Raw genomic sequence first — 16,035 nt, 5'->3', positions numbered from 1 at the left:
CCGACCCCGCATGCCCGAACAGAAGACCGGTCCAGAGCAGCGCCAACAGACGCGCGTGCCCATCGAGCTGAAGGTGGACTACAAGAAGCTCAACTCGTTCTTCGCCGACTACACGAAGAACATCTCCAAGGGTGGCACCTTCATCAAGACGAAGAAGCCGCTGCCCATTGGCACGCGCTTCCTCTTCAAACTGACGGTGCCCCAGCGCGAGGAGCCCTTCGAGCTGCTGGGCGAAGTGGTCTGGTCCAAGGGGGATGCCGAGGAGCCGGGCATGGGCATCCGTTTCATCTACAGCAACGACTCGCAGCGCTCCGAGTTCGAGGCCGTCGTCGAGAAGCTGATGGCCGACAGCCTGGGACAGGACCTGACCGAGAAGCTGCTCAACAAGCCCCTCCAATCATGACGCACACCTGCTTTCGCGGCCTGCTGGCCGCGCTGTTGCTCCTGGCCTGCCAGGCACCCGAGGCCGAGGGCAAGCCGCCGGCCGCTCCACGCCCTGCGCCCACGGATGTCACGGACAAGGACTATGAGATGCCGCCGCTGCCGCGAGCGTACGTGCGCCTGAAGGACGCCTTCGGTGGGGTCCACCGGGTGGAGGTGGAGGTGGTCGCCACGCCGCTCTCCCGCCAGCGCGGGCTCATGTGGCGCACGGAGCTGGCCGCCGGCAAGGGCATGCTCTTCCTCTTCCCCGTGGAGGAGGTGCAGAGCTTCTGGATGCGCAACACGCTCATCCCCCTGGACATCCTCTTCATCAACACGAAGAACCAGGTGGTGGGCATCATCGAGCGGGCCGAGCCGAAGACGACCACCCCGCGCTCGGTGGGGATACCCAGCCAGTTCGTGCTGGAGGTACCCGGCGGCTGGTGCCAGTCGGTGGGCATCACCAAGGGCGGCACGGTGGAGTTCGAGGGTGTCTCCGCGATCCCCATCATCCCCTGAGCCGCCGGCTCAGCGCGCGTCCGTGAGCCCCTTGGAGGGCTCCGGCTTGGGACGGGCGAGCAGGCCCGGGTAGGGGCCGAGTTTGCCTTCGCGCGGTCCGGGCAGTGCGTCGCTCACCCCCGTCTCCATTTCGGGGCCGTCTGCGGGCAGCTCACGGTGGACGTTGTCGGCGGGGGCGAGGATGGCATCCCTGCCGCGCGTGAAGCTTTGCTCGCGGACGATCAGCCGGTACGCCTTGTCGAGCTGGATCGCCCGCTCGGGGCTCGGCAGGAGCAGGGTGGAGATGTCCTCGCGGAGCGCCTGCGCGGCCTCGGGGCGGAGCGCGCCGTCCGGGTTGAAGAAGCGCTCGAGTACCTCGGTGTTCGCGCGCAGCTCGTCCCCAGCGCCGTTGTGCTTCAGGTAGTACGCGTATTCGCCGTGGCCGTCGGCGCGCACTGGCTCGCGTACGCCCTCCAGGCCCCGCTGCGACCAGTGGAACCACCCGGCCTGGAACTCGGAGGCGGGGAGCTTGCGGCCAAAGGAGAAGACGCTGTCATCCGTCGCGCCGACGCCGGAGTGGCAGCCGAGGCAGAAGGCGTGCTCCTCACGGCTCTGGGGACGCAGCTGGCCCTGGGCATCCTCGATGAAGCCCTGGAGGCGCCAGCCCGCACCGTTGCCGACGCCCTGCTCGAAGACGCCGCCGAGGGCGCGGGTCTTGTCGGGCGTCTGCTCCGCCTCGCGCGCCTCCCGACTCGCCGCCTGCATGAACGCGCCGTAGCTGATCCAGCCCTTCTTCACCATGTAGCGCAGCTCCTTGAGCCGCGCCGCCATGCGGGGCTTGCCCTCCACCACGTCCAGGTAGCGCACGGTGTGGGCGAACTCCGTGTCCTCGGGGAAGAGGCCCGCAGCGAGGTGAACGGCTTCCTGCTGTTGCAGCGCGCGCGCCCGGCCCACCCAGCTCATGGTGAGCTGAGGGGGCTTCCAGAGGTAGCGCACCTGCTTCGCGGTGGCGAGCTTGCCGTCTCCGTCGAGATCCACCCCGAAGCGCTTCTCCTCGAGGGGCTCGATGGGGACATCCCGGCGCGCCACGAGCGCCTCGAGGATGGCGAGGTTGAGCGTGTACACCGTGACATCCGCCTGGCCGTTCTCATCCTGGCGGAACGCCTCGGGCAGGCGGATCAGCACGTCCCCGAAGGAGCCGTTGGTGGGCCAGAAGGTGCCCGGGAAGGGGTAGTACGCGAACGCGCGCCAGCCGGTGAGGCTCCCATCCGGGCGCACGTCGAAGCCGCGCTCATCGAAGCGGAAGGCGATGTCGGGGCTCCATCCGTCCCAGCGGCCATTGCCATCGAGGTCCCAGTCCTTCGGGACCTTCTGGAGCGTGCGCGCGAGGGCGGGTGCGCCATCCGGGGCGAGGTAGTTGCTCTGGCGGACGTAGGCCAGCAGCTCTGCGTCCGGCATGGCGGCAATGGCCTTGCGGCGGTCCACGAAGAGGTTGGCCCACGGGTTGCGCCGCGCCACCGCGGGGAAGGCGAAGTCGAGCTGCAGGGCCGCGTCATCGATGTAGTTGGGCGCGCGCGACGACTGGTGGCACACGAAGCACGGGTTGTGGATGCGCCCCTGGGCCCCTCGCGTCTTCGTGTAGCACTGCGGAGGAATGTACGGCGTGCGGTGCGAGAGCACGTCGTTGCGCAGGTCCACCCGCGCCTGCGTGGCGGCGTCGGCCGTGGCGCTCGGGGTGCCCGCATCTTTCGAGGACTGGGCCTCCGTGCGGCGGCACGCACTGGCCAGAAGGAGCAGCGAGGAGAGCAGGACAGCGGCGCGCGGCGACATCAGGACAAGACACTCCGGTGAGAAGGAACCGCGGAGGGCCAGGGCCCCCCGCGGAAGGGGTTGCTGCATGGAGCCGAGCCCGGGCCGGCCTGGAGACCGCCCGGGCCCTGGCGCCTACTTCAACGCCGGGAACGGACCGACGACGCCCACCCAGCTCTCACGGCCGGTCGCCTCGGGCTCCGTGAGGCGGTTGGCGTCGCTCTCGCCATAGGGGTGCTGGACGACGGCCGTCAGGTAGCCGTAGCCGTTGATATCCGGGAACCAGCCCGGCGCGGTCGTCTCCGCGCCGAAGGGCGTCGTCATGATGCGCGTGAGCTTGCGGGTGACGGTGTTGAACGACCAGATGGCGTCGTTCTGGTGCCCGGAGCCGGTGTCCTCGCCGATGATCAGCGTGTTGTACCCGCGCAGGTAGGCCAGGTTGTCCGGGTTGGCGAGGCCGTTGACGCTGCACGTGTTGCCCACGTACGGGCTGCCGGCCGTGTAGGTCTGCGGCACGCCCACGAGCACGGGGTACCAGTTCAGGGGCGCGTAGTTGGTCACCACGGTGCCGCTGGCGTTCATCCACGGGCCCACGTTCAGGCCGAAGACACCGCCGCACAGGTTGGTGGCGACGTTGATGTGGTCATCGCCACCCGTCTGCCCGCCCATGCCCTTGGAGATGTCGCTCAGCGCGACGTAGAGCGTGTGGGAGTCGGGGTCATAGGTCATGCCCTCCTCCTTGTTCAGCTCGGTGGTGGCGCCCAGGTAGTTGGCGTAGCGGCGCGTCTCGAGCCGCGAGGCCGCCAGCTCCATGCCCGGCCGCAGCTTGATGCACTCGAGCGTCTCCGAGTTCGCGCCGCGCACCGGCTTGAAGCCCTCCGTCGGGCAGGCGCCCGCGTTCGGCGCCTCCGTCTCGAAGATGTCGGAGAAGGTGATGCGCGGGGTGCCCGCGGGCGGGTGGAGCAGCGCGCGGACCTGGTCGTTCGTCGCGTGGCCGAGGTTGACCCAGTCGACGTCGGCGATGAAGTCCTTACTGCCGGCGGGCGTCGTCTGGTACGCGCGCATGACGTACAGCGTGCCCGCGCTCAGGTCGCCCGCGGTGTCGGCGACGAACATGGAGAGCGTCACGTTGGTGCCGTCATCCGTCAGCAGCACGGTCTTGTTGTCCGGCATCACGAGGGGCAGCTCCATGGAGTGGCGCCCCATGGCGTAGTGCTTCTTGAGCGTGGCCTGGCCGTTCTCGGCCACGGTGGCCTCCACCGCGAAGCCGTAGAAGTAGGGCGAGAACACCGCCTTGAAGTCCGCGATGTCCCCATCCGGGGTGCCGTCCTGGTTGGCGTCCTCGAGGTTCACGCCCCAGTACTGGGCGGCGAGCTTGAACTCGGGGAAGGTGGGCGAGGTGGCCCGGGTGCGCAGGTCGGCCCAGCTGGTGCGCTCCTGCATGAAGCGGGCGTCGACGGGGAACTCCTCGGAGGCCAGGTGCGAGCCCCAGGGCGACTTCGAGCCGGCGCACGAGTACCAGAAGCCATCGATGGGCGAGGTGTCCAGGGCGCGCGTGGCGGTGGCCGAGAGGGCGCCAGTCGCCGGATCCTGCGCGAGGGTGGTCACGAACATCGCGGCGGGGATCGACTCGGTCGAGTTGACCATGAAGATCTTGTCGCCGACCTTCTGCAGGGTGGTGTTGTCGTGGGCGGTGGAGACGACGACCGCGCCCGCGTCATCGCGCAGGGGCTGGCCGGAGGCGGACAGGAGCACGCCCATACAGGTGGCGGGGCTGTTGGCGAGATCACACTGGCGCTCGGGGCGGGAGGGATCCTGGCGACCGCGCAGCAGCGTGGTGAAGCCGATGGAGACCTCGCGACCGTTGACGTTGGCCTTGGTCGAGGCGCGTACCTTGTGCTTCTCGGCGTCGGTGCGGGCAAAGCCCACGTCCTCGAACGAGAGCCACTTCATGCCCTCGCCTTGAGGACCCTGGGGGCCCTGAGGGCCCTCGGTGCCAACGTCTCCGGTGGGCCCCTCCTTGCCAGGGGCGCCCGAGTCGCCTTTGTCACCCGTGCAGGACGTGAGAGCCAGGGCGCCCGCGAACAAGGCAGCCCGTACGGAACGAACCGTTCTAAATGGAGTCATAGGGGATGGGTTCCACTCCCGGGATGGGAGGTGGCCGGAGGTTAGCCGGCATTGAGGGGTCAGGGCGAGATGGGGAGCAGGGTGCGCAGGGCCTCGCGGCGGCGCGCGTCGAACTCTTCCGAGGGACGCGGCGGCGTCAGGGCAGGCCGTGCCACCAGGAAGCCCTGCACGTAGCGGATGCCCAGGGTCATGAGCACGTTCAGCTCTTCCCACGTCTCGATGCCCTCGGCGATCAACGTGGCGCTCACACTCGCGGCGAAATCGACCAGCGCCTTCACCAGGTGCTGGCGGTAGCGATGCTGGTGGATGCCCCGCACCAGCGCCTGGTCCAGCTTGATGAACTGCGGCTCGCTGTGGACCAGCGTCACCAGCCCCGAGTGCCCCGCGCCGAAGTCATCCAGCGCGACGCCGAAGCCGTGCTCCCGCAGCTCCCGTGAGAGCCGCTGCAGTTGCTCCGAGTCGTCGATGACGCTCGTCTCGGTGATCTCCAGCACGAGCTCGCGCGGGTGGATGCCGTGGCGCGCCAGCAGCTCCAGCGTGGAGCCATCCTGGAAGCGTGGATCGCTCAACACGTCTGGACCCACGTTGAAGAAGAAGGGGACGGTTCGGTCCGTCGCCGGCAGCGTGGAGATGCGTCGGAGCGCCGCCGTCCAGCACGCTCGCTCCAGCTCCCAGGTGACGCCCTCCACCCGCGCCCGACCGAAGAGCACCTGGGGAGGAACCTGCGCCGGCCCCAGGCCCCGGGAGAGCACCTCGTATCCGATGGCTGCTCCACTGCGCAGATCCACGATCGGCTGGAAGACGGAGACGATTCGCGGCTCGTCTCCACTCCAGAGCCAGGCGGGTAGGGGGCCTGCAGCGCGGGGCAGAGGAAGGCTCATGACTGGAAGATGTAACGGATCCCTCTGACCCACTCTCTGCCAGGAGAGCAAGCGCCTGGTGCCAAACCCGTGGCGGCGGTGTCACGACCGGGGGCTCGGCTCCCAGAGAGGGAGGCGGGCGGCCTGCCTCGCCTGGGTGTGACAGGGCTGTCAGGACTCCCGCTGGCGCACGGCCGGAGGCGGTGCCTCGGAGCTCTCGGCGATGGGAGCGATGGGGGGCATGGCCTCGGTCTGGGCGAGCGTCGCCTGCGCGGCCACCGCGTCCATCACCTGCCCTTCCTCCATCTGGGCGCTGGAGAGGGCCCGGAAGCGGCGGGACAGCGCCGACAGCTCCGCGGCCTTCAGTTGGGCCTGCCCGCTGCGCAGCGACAGGAGCGCCACGCGGGCCCGGTCCAGTTGCGCCACCTGAGCGCGCAGCCGGGCGAGGATCCGCTCCCGGCGCTGCTTGAGCTCTCCCAGCCGCTCCACCTCCTCGGCCAGCGAGGCGGCGGCGGACTCGAGCTGCCGGCGCGCCACCGCGTCCGTGCTCGCGTGCGCGGCCCGGAGCAGCTCCTCGCGCTCGGCCTGGAGCTCCGACTGCGCGCGCTCCTCGAGCTGGGCCTCCACGCCCGCCCACTCCGAGGCCAGCTCCACGGCGTCCCGCGTCATTCGCGACAGCGTCCGTGCCAGCTCCTCGCGGGCGGGCTCTCGCGGAAGCTGCGCCAGCGACTGGCCGCACTGCCGGTAGATCGTCAGCGCGCGCTGCGCCAGGGTGTGGAAGTCCCCCGAGAGCTGGGGCAGCAGCTCCTCGCAGCGCGCCTCCACCGGATCCGAGGCGAGCGCCAGGTGCGCCGCCACGGAGCTGAGCCCCACGAAGAGGCCGACGATGGCACCGGCCAGCCCCGCCGCCAGCAGCACCGGGGTGGCCCAGTCGGCCAGCCGCGCCACGAGGACGTGGGACACCTCCACGCCTCCCAGGGTGAGCGCGGCGCACAGGCCCGCGCCGAGCACGTAGTTGACGAGGGTGGGGCGCCGCTCGCCCACCTGCCCCTCCTCGCCGCGCTCGTTGAGGTGCGCGCGCACCAGCAGGGCTCCGGCCGCCCCCGCGCTCAGGCCCGCCGTCCACGCGGGCGCCATGCCCAGCGCGTAGGGCAGGGCGGGCAGCAGCACCCCCAGGCCCGACAGCAGCAGCCGGTCCCACTTGTCCCCCTGGGACACGGCCAGCACCGTGCCGGCGATGACCAGGTAGGCCAGGGGCAGGGGCAGTCCCACCGCGCTGGCGCCCAGGTGCAGCAGGCCGGCGCCGGCTCCGGCGGCGAGCGCGCGGCTCACATTCCGCTCGAAGGCTTCACGGTGGTGCAGCTGCAGGACTGTGGCGGACATCGGGCACTCCGACGCGGCGGGAGAGAGAAAGGTTCCCGTGGCAACGCGCGGGCGAATAAAAAGGTCTGTGGATGATGAACTCCGCCCTGCCCGAGACGATGCGCGCGCTGTGCCTCACGGCCTATGACGGCCGGCCGGAGTCCTTGCAGGTCACGGAGATGCCCGTGCCCAAGCCCGCGGCGGGCCAGGTGCTGGTGCGCGTCTCCGCGGCCCCCATCAACCCCGCGGACCTGATGTTCGTTCGTGGACTGTACGGGGTGAAGCGCTCGCTGCCCACGGTGCCGGGCTTCGAGGGCAGCGGCACGGTGGTGGCGGCGGGGAGCGTCGCGGGGCGGCTGCTGGTGGGCCGGAGGGTGGGGTGCATCCCCACGCCGAACATGGACGGCATGTGGGCCGAGTACGTGGTGGTGCCGGCCATGCAATGCCTGCCACTCCTGCCGCGCATCAGCGATGAGCAGGGCTCGAGCATGTTCATCAACCCGTTCTCGGCCTGGGCGATGATGGACCTGGCGCGCCGGGGCAAGCACCTGGCGCTGGCGCAGAGCGCGGCGGCGAGCGCGCTGGGGCGCATGGTGTTGAAATTGTCACTCAAGGAAAACCTTCCACTGGTGAACATCGTTCGCCGCGCGGAGCAGGAGGCGCTGCTGCGCAAGCTGGGCGCCGAGCACGTGGTGAACAGCAGCGAGCCCGAGTTCGAGGAGCGCCTGCGCATCAAATGCCACGAGTTGGGGGTGACGCTGGCCTTCGACGCGGTGGCCGGGCCGATGACGGGCCAGCTGGCCCAGGCGCTGGTCGACGGCGGCACGGTGGTTGTCTATGGCGGGCTGTCCGAGCAGGAGTCCCGTATCCACCCGAAAGAACTCATCTTTCGCCGCAAGAAGATCGAGGGCTTCTGGGTGTCGGACTTCTTCAGCAAGGGCTTCAACAGGGATCAGCTCCGAGCGCTCGTCGGGGTGGCGACGATGGTGGGCAAGGATCTCGAGACGCCCATCCGCGCGAAGCTGCCGCTGGAGTCCGCGGCCGAGGCGCTGCGCATCGCCGCCTCGGACATGACGGCGGGCAAGGTGCTCTTCACGCCCAATGCCTCGACCGATGCGCGTTGAGCCCCCTACGTCATACGTCCATGACTGGGATTGACGCCAAGGTAGCCACACCGCCTGCGTAAGCGGTGCCTTCCTGTTGGGTGTACACTGCCCAAGGGGGGTCACCAACATGGCAACGCACTTTGGGAGCCCGAGGGCTCTGGTGCATGGGCTCCGTCCTCGGCGGGCCTTTGCGCTCATGGTGGGGGTGTGCCTGGCCTCCTCCGCCTTCGCGGAGGAGCTGCCCACGACGCTGCGGGCCTCCATGCTGGTGCGGGTGCTCGCCTACGACCGGAGGATGGGGCAGCAGCCGCCGCCGCTGACCCTCGCCGTCATCCACCGCGAGGGAGATGTGTCCTCGGAGGACCAGGGCCGGGAGCTCAGCGGTGCCCTGGAGACGGTGTCGCGGGGGCGAGTCATCGCCGGGCGCCCCTTGCGCGTGGTGCGCATCGGCTTCACCGACACCCTCCAGTTCCAGGAGAAGCTCTCCCAGGAGCGCGCGGTGGCGCTCTATGTCTGTGATGGGCTGGAGGGAGACTCCGAGCGCATCGCCCAGGTGACGCGACGGCTCTCGGTGCTGTCGATCGCCGGCAGCGAGGCCCAGGTCAACCATGGCCTGGCCATCGGCCTGAGCCGCAAGGGCAACAGCCCCGTCATCCTCGTACACCTGTCGGCGGCGCGCGCCGAGGGCGCCGATCTCGATGCTGGCCTGCTGAGCCTCTCTCGCCTCGTCGAGCCCGAGAAGGAGGTTCACTGACCATGGCGCTCCAGAACCTCTCCCTGAGGGCCCGCCTGGTCCTGCTGGTGGCGCTGCTCTTCGCGGCATTTGCCCTGTTCTTCCTCATCTTCTTCCCGGCGCGCATGGACGAGCAGGCGCGGCACTGGATGCTCGACCGGGCCATGGGGGTGGCCCAGCTCCTGGCGGGCGCGACGGAGCCCGCGCTCGACTTCGGGGATGCGAGCAACGCCCAGCGCCACCTCGAGACGCTGCGCTCCACGCCGGATGCCACCTTCGGCCTGCTGCTGCGGGAGGATGGGACGGTGCTGGCCAGTTGGTATGCGGGGCACGTTCGGCCGATTCCCCGGACGATTCCCGAGGGCGCGTGGATCCTCGGGCAGGAGGCGGTCTCGCGGGTCAACATCCAGACGCGCGGGGGACAGCGGGGCGCGCTGCTGCTGGGCCTCAGCCTCGCCGAGGTGCGGCGGGAGAGTCAGCGCACCCTGCGGCTGGCGGCCATCATCTCCGCGATGATCTTCGGCTTCGGGATGCTGGCGGCCTTCGGCGTGGGCACGGTGCTGGTCCGGCCGCTGGGGCGCGTCACCCAGGTGGCGCTGCGCATCTCCGAGGGAGAGCTTGGCGCCCAGAAGGAATTGGATCTCTCGCGGCGCGACGAGACGGGGACGCTGGCCGCGGCGCTGTCGCGGATGCTCCATCGGTTGTACGAGCAGAAGGCCCTCATCGAGTCGCAGAGCGAGGCTTCCTCCGAGGGCATCCTCACCGTGTCAGGGGAGGGGGCGCTGCTGGCGCACAACCAGCGCTTCCTCCAGCTCTGGCAGCTGCCCCCCGAGCGCCTGGAGGGGCACCACCTGGAAGAGCTCTTCCAGCGCCTCACTCCGTTATTGAGGGAGCCCGAGGTGCTGCGGCGCCTGGCGGACTTCTCGCGGGAGCCTCCTGCCTCGGGCGCGGTGGAGCTGGGGCTGAAGGACGGGCGGACGCTCACCGCCTACCGGGCGCCCATCCAGAGCCAGGAGGGGACGCGCTTTGGCTGGGGGCTCTACTTCCAGGACATCACCGCGCGCCTGGCGCAGGAGCGGGTGCTGGCGCGCAACGCGGAGCTGGAGCAGCGGGTGGCCGAGCGGACCGAGGAGCTGGCCCGGCGACTGACGGAGCTGCGCGAGGCGCAGGAGCAGCTCATCACCGCGGATCGGCGCACCTCCGTGGGCACGCTGGCCGCCGGCGTGGCGCATGAGATCAACAACCCGCTGGCCTACGTCACCTCCAACATCCAGTTCGTCCTGCGGGAGCTGCCCGAGCTGCGGGCGAGCCTCGTGGCGGGTGACTCGGTCCCGGCACGCGAGCCACTGGAGGAGACGTGGCAGGAGGTCGCCGACGCCCTGGCCGAGGCGCGGGAGGGCTGCTCGCGCGTGCAGAACATCGTCCAGGGCCTCAAGTCGTTCTCGCGGGGAGACGACGATACGCGCAAGCCCGTGGACATCTCCCACACCCTGGAGGCGGCCATCGGCATGGCGGCCAACGAGCTGCGCCACCGGGCGAGGCTGGTGCGCGACTACCAGCCGGTGCCGTGCGTCGAGGCCAACGAAGTCCACCTGATCCAGGTCTTCCTCAACTTGCTCATCAACGCCGCCCACGCCATCGAGCCCGGCGCCGCGGACCAGAACGAGGTCCGCATCACCACCTGGAGGGGCGAGGACGGGCAGGTGCGGGTGAGCATCACCGACACTGGCAGTGGCATGTCGCCCGAGGTTCGCGGCCGCCTGTTCACGCCGTTCTTCACCACCAAGCCCGTGGGGGTGGGCACCGGACTGGGCCTGTCCGTCTGTCAGGGCATCATCACCCGCTTGGGTGGGCGCATCGACGTCCACAGCGAGCCGGGGCAGGGCAGCGCCTTCACCGTCGTCATGCCCGCTGCCTCGGTCTCCGCCTCCACGCCCTTCCCGGGGAGCCCCACCGTGAACGTGCATGCCGCGCGGCGCGGGGGGAGGGTGCTGGTGGTGGATGACGATCCGTTCGTGAGAGCCGCGCTGCGGCGGGCGCTCGGGCGGGAGCACGACATCACCCTCGCCGCCAGCGCGCGGGAGGCCCTGGGGCGCATCCTTCAGGGGGGCACCTTCGATCTCATCCTGTGCGATCTGATGATGCCGGAGATGACCGGCATGGAGTTCTTCGCCGAGCTCCAGCGCCTGTGCCCCTCCCAGGCCGAGGAGATCCTCTTCTTCACGGGCGGCGCCTTCACCGAGGCGACTCGCGGCTTCATCGAGACGCAGGCAGGCCGCGTGCTGAACAAGCCCATCGATACCTCGCTCCTGCTCGAGTCGATCCAGGCGCGCCTCGCGCGAAGAGCGCCTTCTGTCGGTTCCCTCGCCGCTCCCATGGTCTGACGCGTATGGCCCCCTCGACCCGTGCTTGCGTGCTGTTGCTGGGAGTGGCCCTGTTCGCGGGCCCTGCCGCTGCCCATCCCCCGGATGCTCCCGAGGAGGCCCCGGTCGACTGGTCCCAGAACCTGTCGCTCGAGGAGTTGCTGCAGATCGAGCTCGCCGCTCCCTCCAAGCAGCGGCAGCTGGCGCGGGAGGCTCCTGGCGCCGCCTCCCTGGTGACCCGCGACCAGATCCGACAGTTCGGCTGGACGAGCCTCAACGACCTCCTCTTCAGCCAGCCCGGCTTCTTCCCCTCGCGCGACTACGAGCGCTCGGTGGTGGGCTCCCGAGGCCTCCACGAGGGGTGGAACAACAACCACCTGCTGCTGCTGGTGGACGGCGTGCCGGTGAACGACCACGACACGGGCGGCGCCTATACGTGGGACGTCACGCCGCTGTTCCTGGTGCGCAGCGTCGAGATCATCCGTGGGCCGGGCTCGGCCCTGTATGGCTCCAGCGCCACGAATGGCGTGGTGGCCATCAACACCATCTCCGCGCCGAAGACCTTGACCGACGACGAGCACCTGGAGGTCAACAGCGAGGCGCGGCTGCGGCTCGGGAACTGGGGGACGGCGAGCGTGGAGGCGGTGGCGGCCACGCGCTCGGAGCACATCTCCGCCGTCCTGGGGTTTCGCTACTACGACTCGGATGGAGTTTCCTATTTGTCCTACGACGGCTCGGAGCGGATCGACGATACGGGCACGCTCCGGCGCTTCCTGGTTCGAGAGCCGCTCGGCAGTCGCTACCTCTACGTGAAGCTGGAGCCCCGCAAGGCGCTGGAGGGGCTGTCCTTGAGCTACCACCAGCAGGCGTGGGAGCAGGGCACCGCGCATGGGTGGTCGTTCTGGGTGCCGGATGCCGAGGAGCCCCTGCGCGAGGGACGCCACCTCGCGGTGCTGCGCTATCACTCGCCGGCCGCGAGCGGGCTCCAGCACGAGTACGTGCTCACGTTCCAGCGGCACGACTACGACCTGGACGTGCGCTTCTATCCGAGCGGGGCGTTCGATGGGTTCTACCCCGCTGGCATGACGGAGAGCCTCCAGACGCGCATGGACGAAGTCTTCGGGCGTGCCCAGCTCTCGGGCGAGCTGGCCGAGCGCCTCTCCCTGCTTGGTGGGGTGGAGTACTCGGTCTTCATGTATGGCGGTGACGAGGCGCATTACAGCAACGTCGACCTGCTCAATACGGGGGCGGGTGCTCCTCCCTCGGATGAGCGGGTGGAGCTCGGCCCGTTCTACGAGGCCATCATCGGCCACCCGGTGAACAACGCGGCGGCCTATGTCCAGCTCGCCTGGAGCCGCTTGTTGGACACACCCCTGTCGCTGACGGCGGGGCTGCGCTACGACCTGAAGTTCTTCGCCTACCGGGACACGACCTCCTTCGACGACCGGGTGAGCCGCAAGGCGTATGAGCAGTTCAGCCCCCGGCTCGCGCTGGTCTACGCCCCCACGGCCACGCTGAGCCTCAAGCTCCAGGCCAGCCGCGCGTTCCGAGCCCCCTCACCCAGCGAGCTCTTCAGCACCAACAGCTGGATGGCGGATACGGATCTCGAAACGATCCTGCCCGAGCGGGTAAGCACCTTCGAGTTCACCGCGGACTGGACGCTGCACCGCCACCTGAGCTGGCGCACCACCGCGTTCCATTCCCGGTTCGAGAACCTGATTGGCTATACCGGCGGCCAGCTGGGCAACCTGTTCTCCCGCCGCTTCGCGGGGGTGGAACTCGAGCTGATGGCGGACGCGGAGCTGGGCGCGCGAGGCCGCCTGATGGGGTTCGGCAACTACAGCTTCGTGCATCTGCTGGGGGAGGTGGATGGCAAGTCCGGCACCACGGAGACCGCCGAGCGCCTGACCTGGGCACCCGCGCATACGGTGAAGGCGGGGGTGAGCTATCGGCTGAGGCGCTTCAGCGCCGCGCTCCAGGGCCGCTACCAGGGCAGCGTCCGGCGTCGGGAGATGGATCGGTTGACGCCGGCCTTCATCGACGCACGGCCCGTGTCCGTGCCGGCCTGGGTGCGCTTCGACTTGAACACGCGGCTCCAGGTCAACGCATGGTCCGCCGTGGGGGTGTCGGTGACGAACCTGCTCAATACCGAGAGCTACCTGGTGCGGACGGGAGATCTTCCCTTCGACTACCGGATGGACGCGCGGCGCTTCCTGATCAGCCTGGAGGTCAATCTGTGAGGCCGAGCCGGGAGTCCTGTTCGATTTGAGACACGGCGGGGTCTCCGGCCAGCGCCTGGGCCTGCGGAGCGGGGAGCGCCTCCACGGTGAACCCGCGGAAGCTGCGCTCGTACACGGAGACCAGCGTCCCGCCGTAGCGCGCGGTCAGCTCGAGGGCCTGGTCACGGACACTGGGGGCCGCGTCCCGGGACGCGGGCTCCCGGAGGCGCACGAGGTAGCGCCCGGAGTGGGGCGCCTCGGTGACAGGCGCGTCGTCCTCCATGGAGGGACCGCAAGCCACGAAACCGAGGCACAGCGAGGCAAGGAGGACCAGGGGGAGCCGCATACGGGCGCGGCTTATAGCTCCAACCGGGGGCGACCTGGCAAGTCGTCTGCTCAGGTCTTGGGGCGGGAGATGGGGCCCGGCTTGCCCTTGGTCACCTTCAGGTAGTCGGCCGGGGCCATGAGGATCTGCGTTCCCCGGACTCCGGCGGACACGGAGATGATGTCGAAGAGCTCCACCGTCTCGTCCACGAAGACGGGGTACTCCTTCTTGCCGCCGATCGCCGTCACGCCTCCACGGATGAAGCCTGTGAGCGGTTGCAGCTCCTTGAGGGGGACCGTGTCCACCTTCCGGTCTCCGCTCAGCCGCGCCAGCGCCTTCAGGTCCAGCTCCGCGTCGCCGGGTACCACCGCCATCAGCACGCCGGTGCGGTCTCCTCGCGCCACGAGCGTCTTGAAGACCTGCTCCGCCGGTAGCCCCACCTTCGCCGCCACCGTCTCGGCGGTCAGGTCGTCGGGATCCACCTCGTACTCGCGCAGCTCGTACTTGATGCCCAGCGTGTCCAGGGCGCGGGCGGCGTTCGTCTTCACGGGCTCAAACCCCCAGGGCCTGGGCGGCGGCCTGCACCCGCGCCAGCGCCTCCTCGGAGGTGGCTCCCACCGCCGACAGGTGTCCCATCTTCCGGCCCTTGCGCGCGTCGCGCTTTCCGTACAGGTGCAGCCGGACTCCTGGCATTGACAGCACCTGCTCGAAGCGCGGTCCGCCCTCGCTCAGCCACAAGTCTCCGAGCAGGTTCACGATGGCCGCCGGGCGCACTACCTCGACGGAACCTAGCGGCAGGTTGCACACCGCGCGCACCGCCTGCTCGAACTGGCTGGTGAGGCAGGCCACCTCCGTGGCGTGGAAGCTGTTGTGGGGGCGGGGCGCCAGCTCGTTCACCAGCAGCCGCCCGTCCTTGAGCAGGAACATCTCCACCACCAGGAGCCCCTCCACCTGCAGGGCATTGGCCATGTCGCGGGCAATCTCCGTGGCCTTCTTCGTCACCTCGGGCGGCAGGGGGCCGGGTAGCAGCGACCACGCGAGGATGCGCTCCTCGTGGTGGTTGAAGGCCGGTGGGTACACCGCCGTCTCTCCGCGCGGGCTGCGCGCCACCAGCACTGACAGCTCGGCTTGCAGCTCCAGCGCTTGTTCCGCCACCACCGCGCGCTCGCCCAGCTCACGCCACGCTTGGGGCGCTTCGGTGGCGGACTTCACAGGCACCTGACCGCGTCCGTCGTAGCCGCCCTCGCAGGACTTCACGAAGCAACGCCCGCCCAGCGCCACCACCGTCGTGCGCAGCGCCTCGGCGTCGTTCACCTCTTGCCAAGGGCCCATGGGAAAGCCGTTCTTCGCCAGCCAGGCCTTCTGACGTCCGCGGTGCTGCACCATCTCCAGCACGGCCGCCGAGGGGCGCAGCGGGGCGTGCTCGGCCGCGGCGTTCAGGGAGGCCAGGGGGATCTTCTCGATCTCCAGCGTCACCACGTCGCACGCGCGGGCCATCTGCGCCGCTGCCCTCGCGTCGCTGAAGTCGGCCGTGTAGCACTGGTCCACCACCCAGCGCGCCGGGCAGGCGGGATCCGGATCCAGCGCCTGCACCTGGAAGCCCAGCGTGCGTGCCGACAGCACCATCATTCGTCCCAGCTGCCCGCCGCCGAGGATACCGATGGTTCCACCAGGGAGGATCGTCTTCATGAGAGCTCCCGATCCCGAAGCACCTCGTCGGTGCGGGCCTTGCGCCAGGAGGCCAGCCGCTCGCGCAGCTCCGGGTATTTGAGGGCGAGGATGGAAGCGGCATGCAGCGCGGCGTTGGCCGCTCCCGGCTTGCCGATGGCCTGCGTGCCCACGGGGACGCCCTTGGGCATCTGGACGATCGACATGAGGGCATCCAGCCCGTTGAGCACCGTGGTGGGCATGGGCACGCCGAGCACGGGCAGCAGCGTCTTGCTCGCCACCATGCCGGGCAGGTGTGCCGCGCCCCCGGCCGCCGCGATGATGACCGACAGGCCTCGCGACTCCGCGGTGGAGGCGTACTCCATCATCCAGTCGGGCGTGCGGTGCGCTGACACGACGCGCACCTCGTGGGGAATGGCCAGCTCGGTGAGGATGTCGATCGCCGGGCGCAGGTACTCCAAGTCACTCTTGCCGCCCATGATGACCCCGACCCAGGGAGTGTCCGCGCTCGCCATGCTGTCTCGCGCCTCCAGTGCGCTCTCCCG

At 69.7% G+C, this 16,035-nt stretch carries 14 protein-coding genes; 6 read left to right on the top strand and 8 right to left on the bottom strand.

Annotated elements, in window-relative coordinates:
- Nucleotides 1–10: 10 nt before the first annotated feature.
- The gene (locus SYV04_RS03375; protein ID WP_321544112.1) at nucleotides 11–403 is read left to right on the top strand and encodes a TIGR02266 family protein; all 393 of its coding nucleotides are present in this window, start codon (nucleotides 11–13) and stop codon (nucleotides 401–403) included.
- Nucleotides 400–939, top strand: a complete 540-nt coding sequence (locus tag SYV04_RS03370) for a DUF192 domain-containing protein (RefSeq protein WP_321544111.1) — start codon at nucleotides 400–402, stop codon at nucleotides 937–939. The genes SYV04_RS03375 and SYV04_RS03370 overlap by 4 nt, the downstream gene beginning before the upstream one ends.
- A gap of 9 nt (nucleotides 940–948) precedes the next feature.
- Here the strand turns inward: SYV04_RS03370 and SYV04_RS03365 are convergent, their stop codons facing one another.
- The 4 genes from SYV04_RS03365 to SYV04_RS03350 all read right to left on the bottom strand — a co-directional run bounded on the left by SYV04_RS03365 (nucleotide 949) and on the right by SYV04_RS03350 (nucleotide 7,097).
- On the bottom strand, nucleotides 949–2,748 hold the full coding sequence (locus tag SYV04_RS03365; protein WP_321544110.1) for a hypothetical protein: 1,800 nt from the start codon (nucleotides 2,746–2,748) through the stop codon (nucleotides 949–951).
- Nucleotides 2,749–2,862: 114 nt separating this feature from the next.
- Nucleotides 2,863–4,680, bottom strand: a complete 1,818-nt coding sequence (locus SYV04_RS03360) for an alkaline phosphatase PhoX (protein WP_321544109.1) — start codon at nucleotides 4,678–4,680, stop codon at nucleotides 2,863–2,865.
- Between the two features lie 233 nt (nucleotides 4,681–4,913).
- On the bottom strand, nucleotides 4,914–5,735 hold the full coding sequence (locus SYV04_RS03355) for an EAL domain-containing protein (RefSeq protein ID WP_321544108.1): 822 nt from the start codon (nucleotides 5,733–5,735) through the stop codon (nucleotides 4,914–4,916).
- A 150-nt stretch (nucleotides 5,736–5,885) separates the two neighbouring features.
- On the bottom strand, nucleotides 5,886–7,097 hold the full coding sequence (locus SYV04_RS03350; protein WP_321544107.1) for a hypothetical protein: 1,212 nt from the start codon (nucleotides 7,095–7,097) through the stop codon (nucleotides 5,886–5,888).
- Nucleotides 7,098–7,168: 71 nt separating this feature from the next.
- On the opposite strand from SYV04_RS03350, the gene SYV04_RS03345 reads away from it, so the two are divergent.
- The 4 genes from SYV04_RS03345 (at nucleotide 7,169) to SYV04_RS03330 (ending at nucleotide 13,518) form a co-directional block, all read left to right on the top strand.
- The gene (locus SYV04_RS03345; protein ID WP_321544106.1) at nucleotides 7,169–8,200 is read left to right on the top strand and encodes a zinc-binding dehydrogenase; all 1,032 of its coding nucleotides are present in this window, start codon (nucleotides 7,169–7,171) and stop codon (nucleotides 8,198–8,200) included.
- A 109-nt stretch (nucleotides 8,201–8,309) separates the two neighbouring features.
- Nucleotides 8,310–8,936 carry a YfiR family protein gene (locus tag SYV04_RS03340; protein WP_321544105.1) on the top strand — a complete coding sequence of 209 codons (627 nt, stop codon included), beginning with the start codon at nucleotides 8,310–8,312 and terminating at the stop codon, nucleotides 8,934–8,936.
- A 2-nt stretch (nucleotides 8,937–8,938) separates the two neighbouring features.
- The gene (locus SYV04_RS03335) at nucleotides 8,939–11,299 is read left to right on the top strand and encodes an ATP-binding protein (RefSeq protein ID WP_321544104.1); all 2,361 of its coding nucleotides are present in this window, start codon (nucleotides 8,939–8,941) and stop codon (nucleotides 11,297–11,299) included.
- 5 nt (nucleotides 11,300–11,304) lie between these two features.
- Nucleotides 11,305–13,518 (top strand): TonB-dependent receptor, encoded by a 2,214-nt coding sequence (locus SYV04_RS03330; RefSeq protein WP_321544103.1) that lies wholly within the window; start codon nucleotides 11,305–11,307, stop codon nucleotides 13,516–13,518.
- Here the strand turns inward: SYV04_RS03330 and SYV04_RS03325 are convergent.
- Genes SYV04_RS03325 through purE form a run of 4 tightly spaced genes read right to left on the bottom strand, consistent with a single transcriptional unit; the run spans nucleotide 13,508 to nucleotide 16,005 of the window.
- Nucleotides 13,508–13,843, bottom strand: coding sequence for a protease inhibitor I9 family protein (locus SYV04_RS03325; protein WP_321544102.1), 336 nt, complete (start codon nucleotides 13,841–13,843; stop codon nucleotides 13,508–13,510). The two genes, SYV04_RS03330 and SYV04_RS03325, sit on opposite strands and share 11 nt — an antisense overlap.
- A gap of 50 nt (nucleotides 13,844–13,893) precedes the next feature.
- Complete coding sequence (gene ybaK / locus SYV04_RS03320) at nucleotides 13,894–14,370, bottom strand: Cys-tRNA(Pro) deacylase (protein WP_321544101.1); 477 nt, start codon at nucleotides 14,368–14,370, stop codon at nucleotides 13,894–13,896.
- Nucleotides 14,371–14,374: 4 nt separating this feature from the next.
- Nucleotides 14,375–15,511 carry a 5-(carboxyamino)imidazole ribonucleotide synthase gene (gene purK, locus SYV04_RS03315; RefSeq protein WP_321544100.1) on the bottom strand — a complete coding sequence of 379 codons (1,137 nt, stop codon included), beginning with the start codon at nucleotides 15,509–15,511 and terminating at the stop codon, nucleotides 14,375–14,377.
- The gene (purE, locus tag SYV04_RS03310; protein ID WP_321544099.1) at nucleotides 15,508–16,005 is read right to left on the bottom strand and encodes a 5-(carboxyamino)imidazole ribonucleotide mutase; all 498 of its coding nucleotides are present in this window, start codon (nucleotides 16,003–16,005) and stop codon (nucleotides 15,508–15,510) included. Before purE ends, purK begins: the two co-directional genes overlap by 4 nt.
- Between the last annotated feature and the right edge of the window lie 30 nt (nucleotides 16,006–16,035).

Origin of the sequence: Hyalangium ruber (genome assembly GCF_034259325.1) — a bacterium.
Lineage (GTDB): Bacteria > Myxococcota > Myxococcia > Myxococcales > Myxococcaceae > Hyalangium_A > Hyalangium_A rubrum.
Note: the sequence above shows the minus strand (reverse complement) of the source record. Positions and strands in the feature narration are given on the sequence as shown.

What these genes read in the sequence shown, in the direction of transcription:
- SYV04_RS03375 (WP_321544112.1), top strand. Translation starts at nt 11, where the DNA reads ATGCCCGAACAGAAGACCGGTCCAGAGCAGCGCCAACAGACGCGCGTG.
- SYV04_RS03370 (WP_321544111.1), top strand. Translation starts at nt 400, where the DNA reads ATGACGCACACCTGCTTTCGCGGCCTGCTGGCCGCGCTGTTGCTCCTG.
- SYV04_RS03365 (WP_321544110.1), bottom strand. Translation starts at nt 2,748, where the DNA reads ATGTCGCCGCGCGCCGCTGTCCTGCTCTCCTCGCTGCTCCTTCTGGCC.
- SYV04_RS03360 (WP_321544109.1), bottom strand. Translation starts at nt 4,680, where the DNA reads ATGAAGTGGCTCTCGTTCGAGGACGTGGGCTTTGCCCGCACCGACGCC.
- SYV04_RS03355 (WP_321544108.1), bottom strand. Translation starts at nt 5,735, where the DNA reads ATGAGCCTTCCTCTGCCCCGCGCTGCAGGCCCCCTACCCGCCTGGCTC.
- SYV04_RS03350 (WP_321544107.1), bottom strand. Translation starts at nt 7,097, where the DNA reads ATGTCCGCCACAGTCCTGCAGCTGCACCACCGTGAAGCCTTCGAGCGG.
- SYV04_RS03345 (WP_321544106.1), top strand. Translation starts at nt 7,169, where the DNA reads ATGATGAACTCCGCCCTGCCCGAGACGATGCGCGCGCTGTGCCTCACG.
- SYV04_RS03340 (WP_321544105.1), top strand. Translation starts at nt 8,310, where the DNA reads ATGGCAACGCACTTTGGGAGCCCGAGGGCTCTGGTGCATGGGCTCCGT.
- SYV04_RS03335 (WP_321544104.1), top strand. Translation starts at nt 8,939, where the DNA reads ATGGCGCTCCAGAACCTCTCCCTGAGGGCCCGCCTGGTCCTGCTGGTG.
- SYV04_RS03330 (WP_321544103.1), top strand. Translation starts at nt 11,305, where the DNA reads ATGGCCCCCTCGACCCGTGCTTGCGTGCTGTTGCTGGGAGTGGCCCTG.
- SYV04_RS03325 (WP_321544102.1), bottom strand. Translation starts at nt 13,843, where the DNA reads ATGCGGCTCCCCCTGGTCCTCCTTGCCTCGCTGTGCCTCGGTTTCGTG.
- purK (WP_321544100.1), bottom strand. Translation starts at nt 15,511, where the DNA reads ATGAAGACGATCCTCCCTGGTGGAACCATCGGTATCCTCGGCGGCGGG.
- purE (WP_321544099.1), bottom strand. Translation starts at nt 16,005, where the DNA reads ATGGCGAGCGCGGACACTCCCTGGGTCGGGGTCATCATGGGCGGCAAG.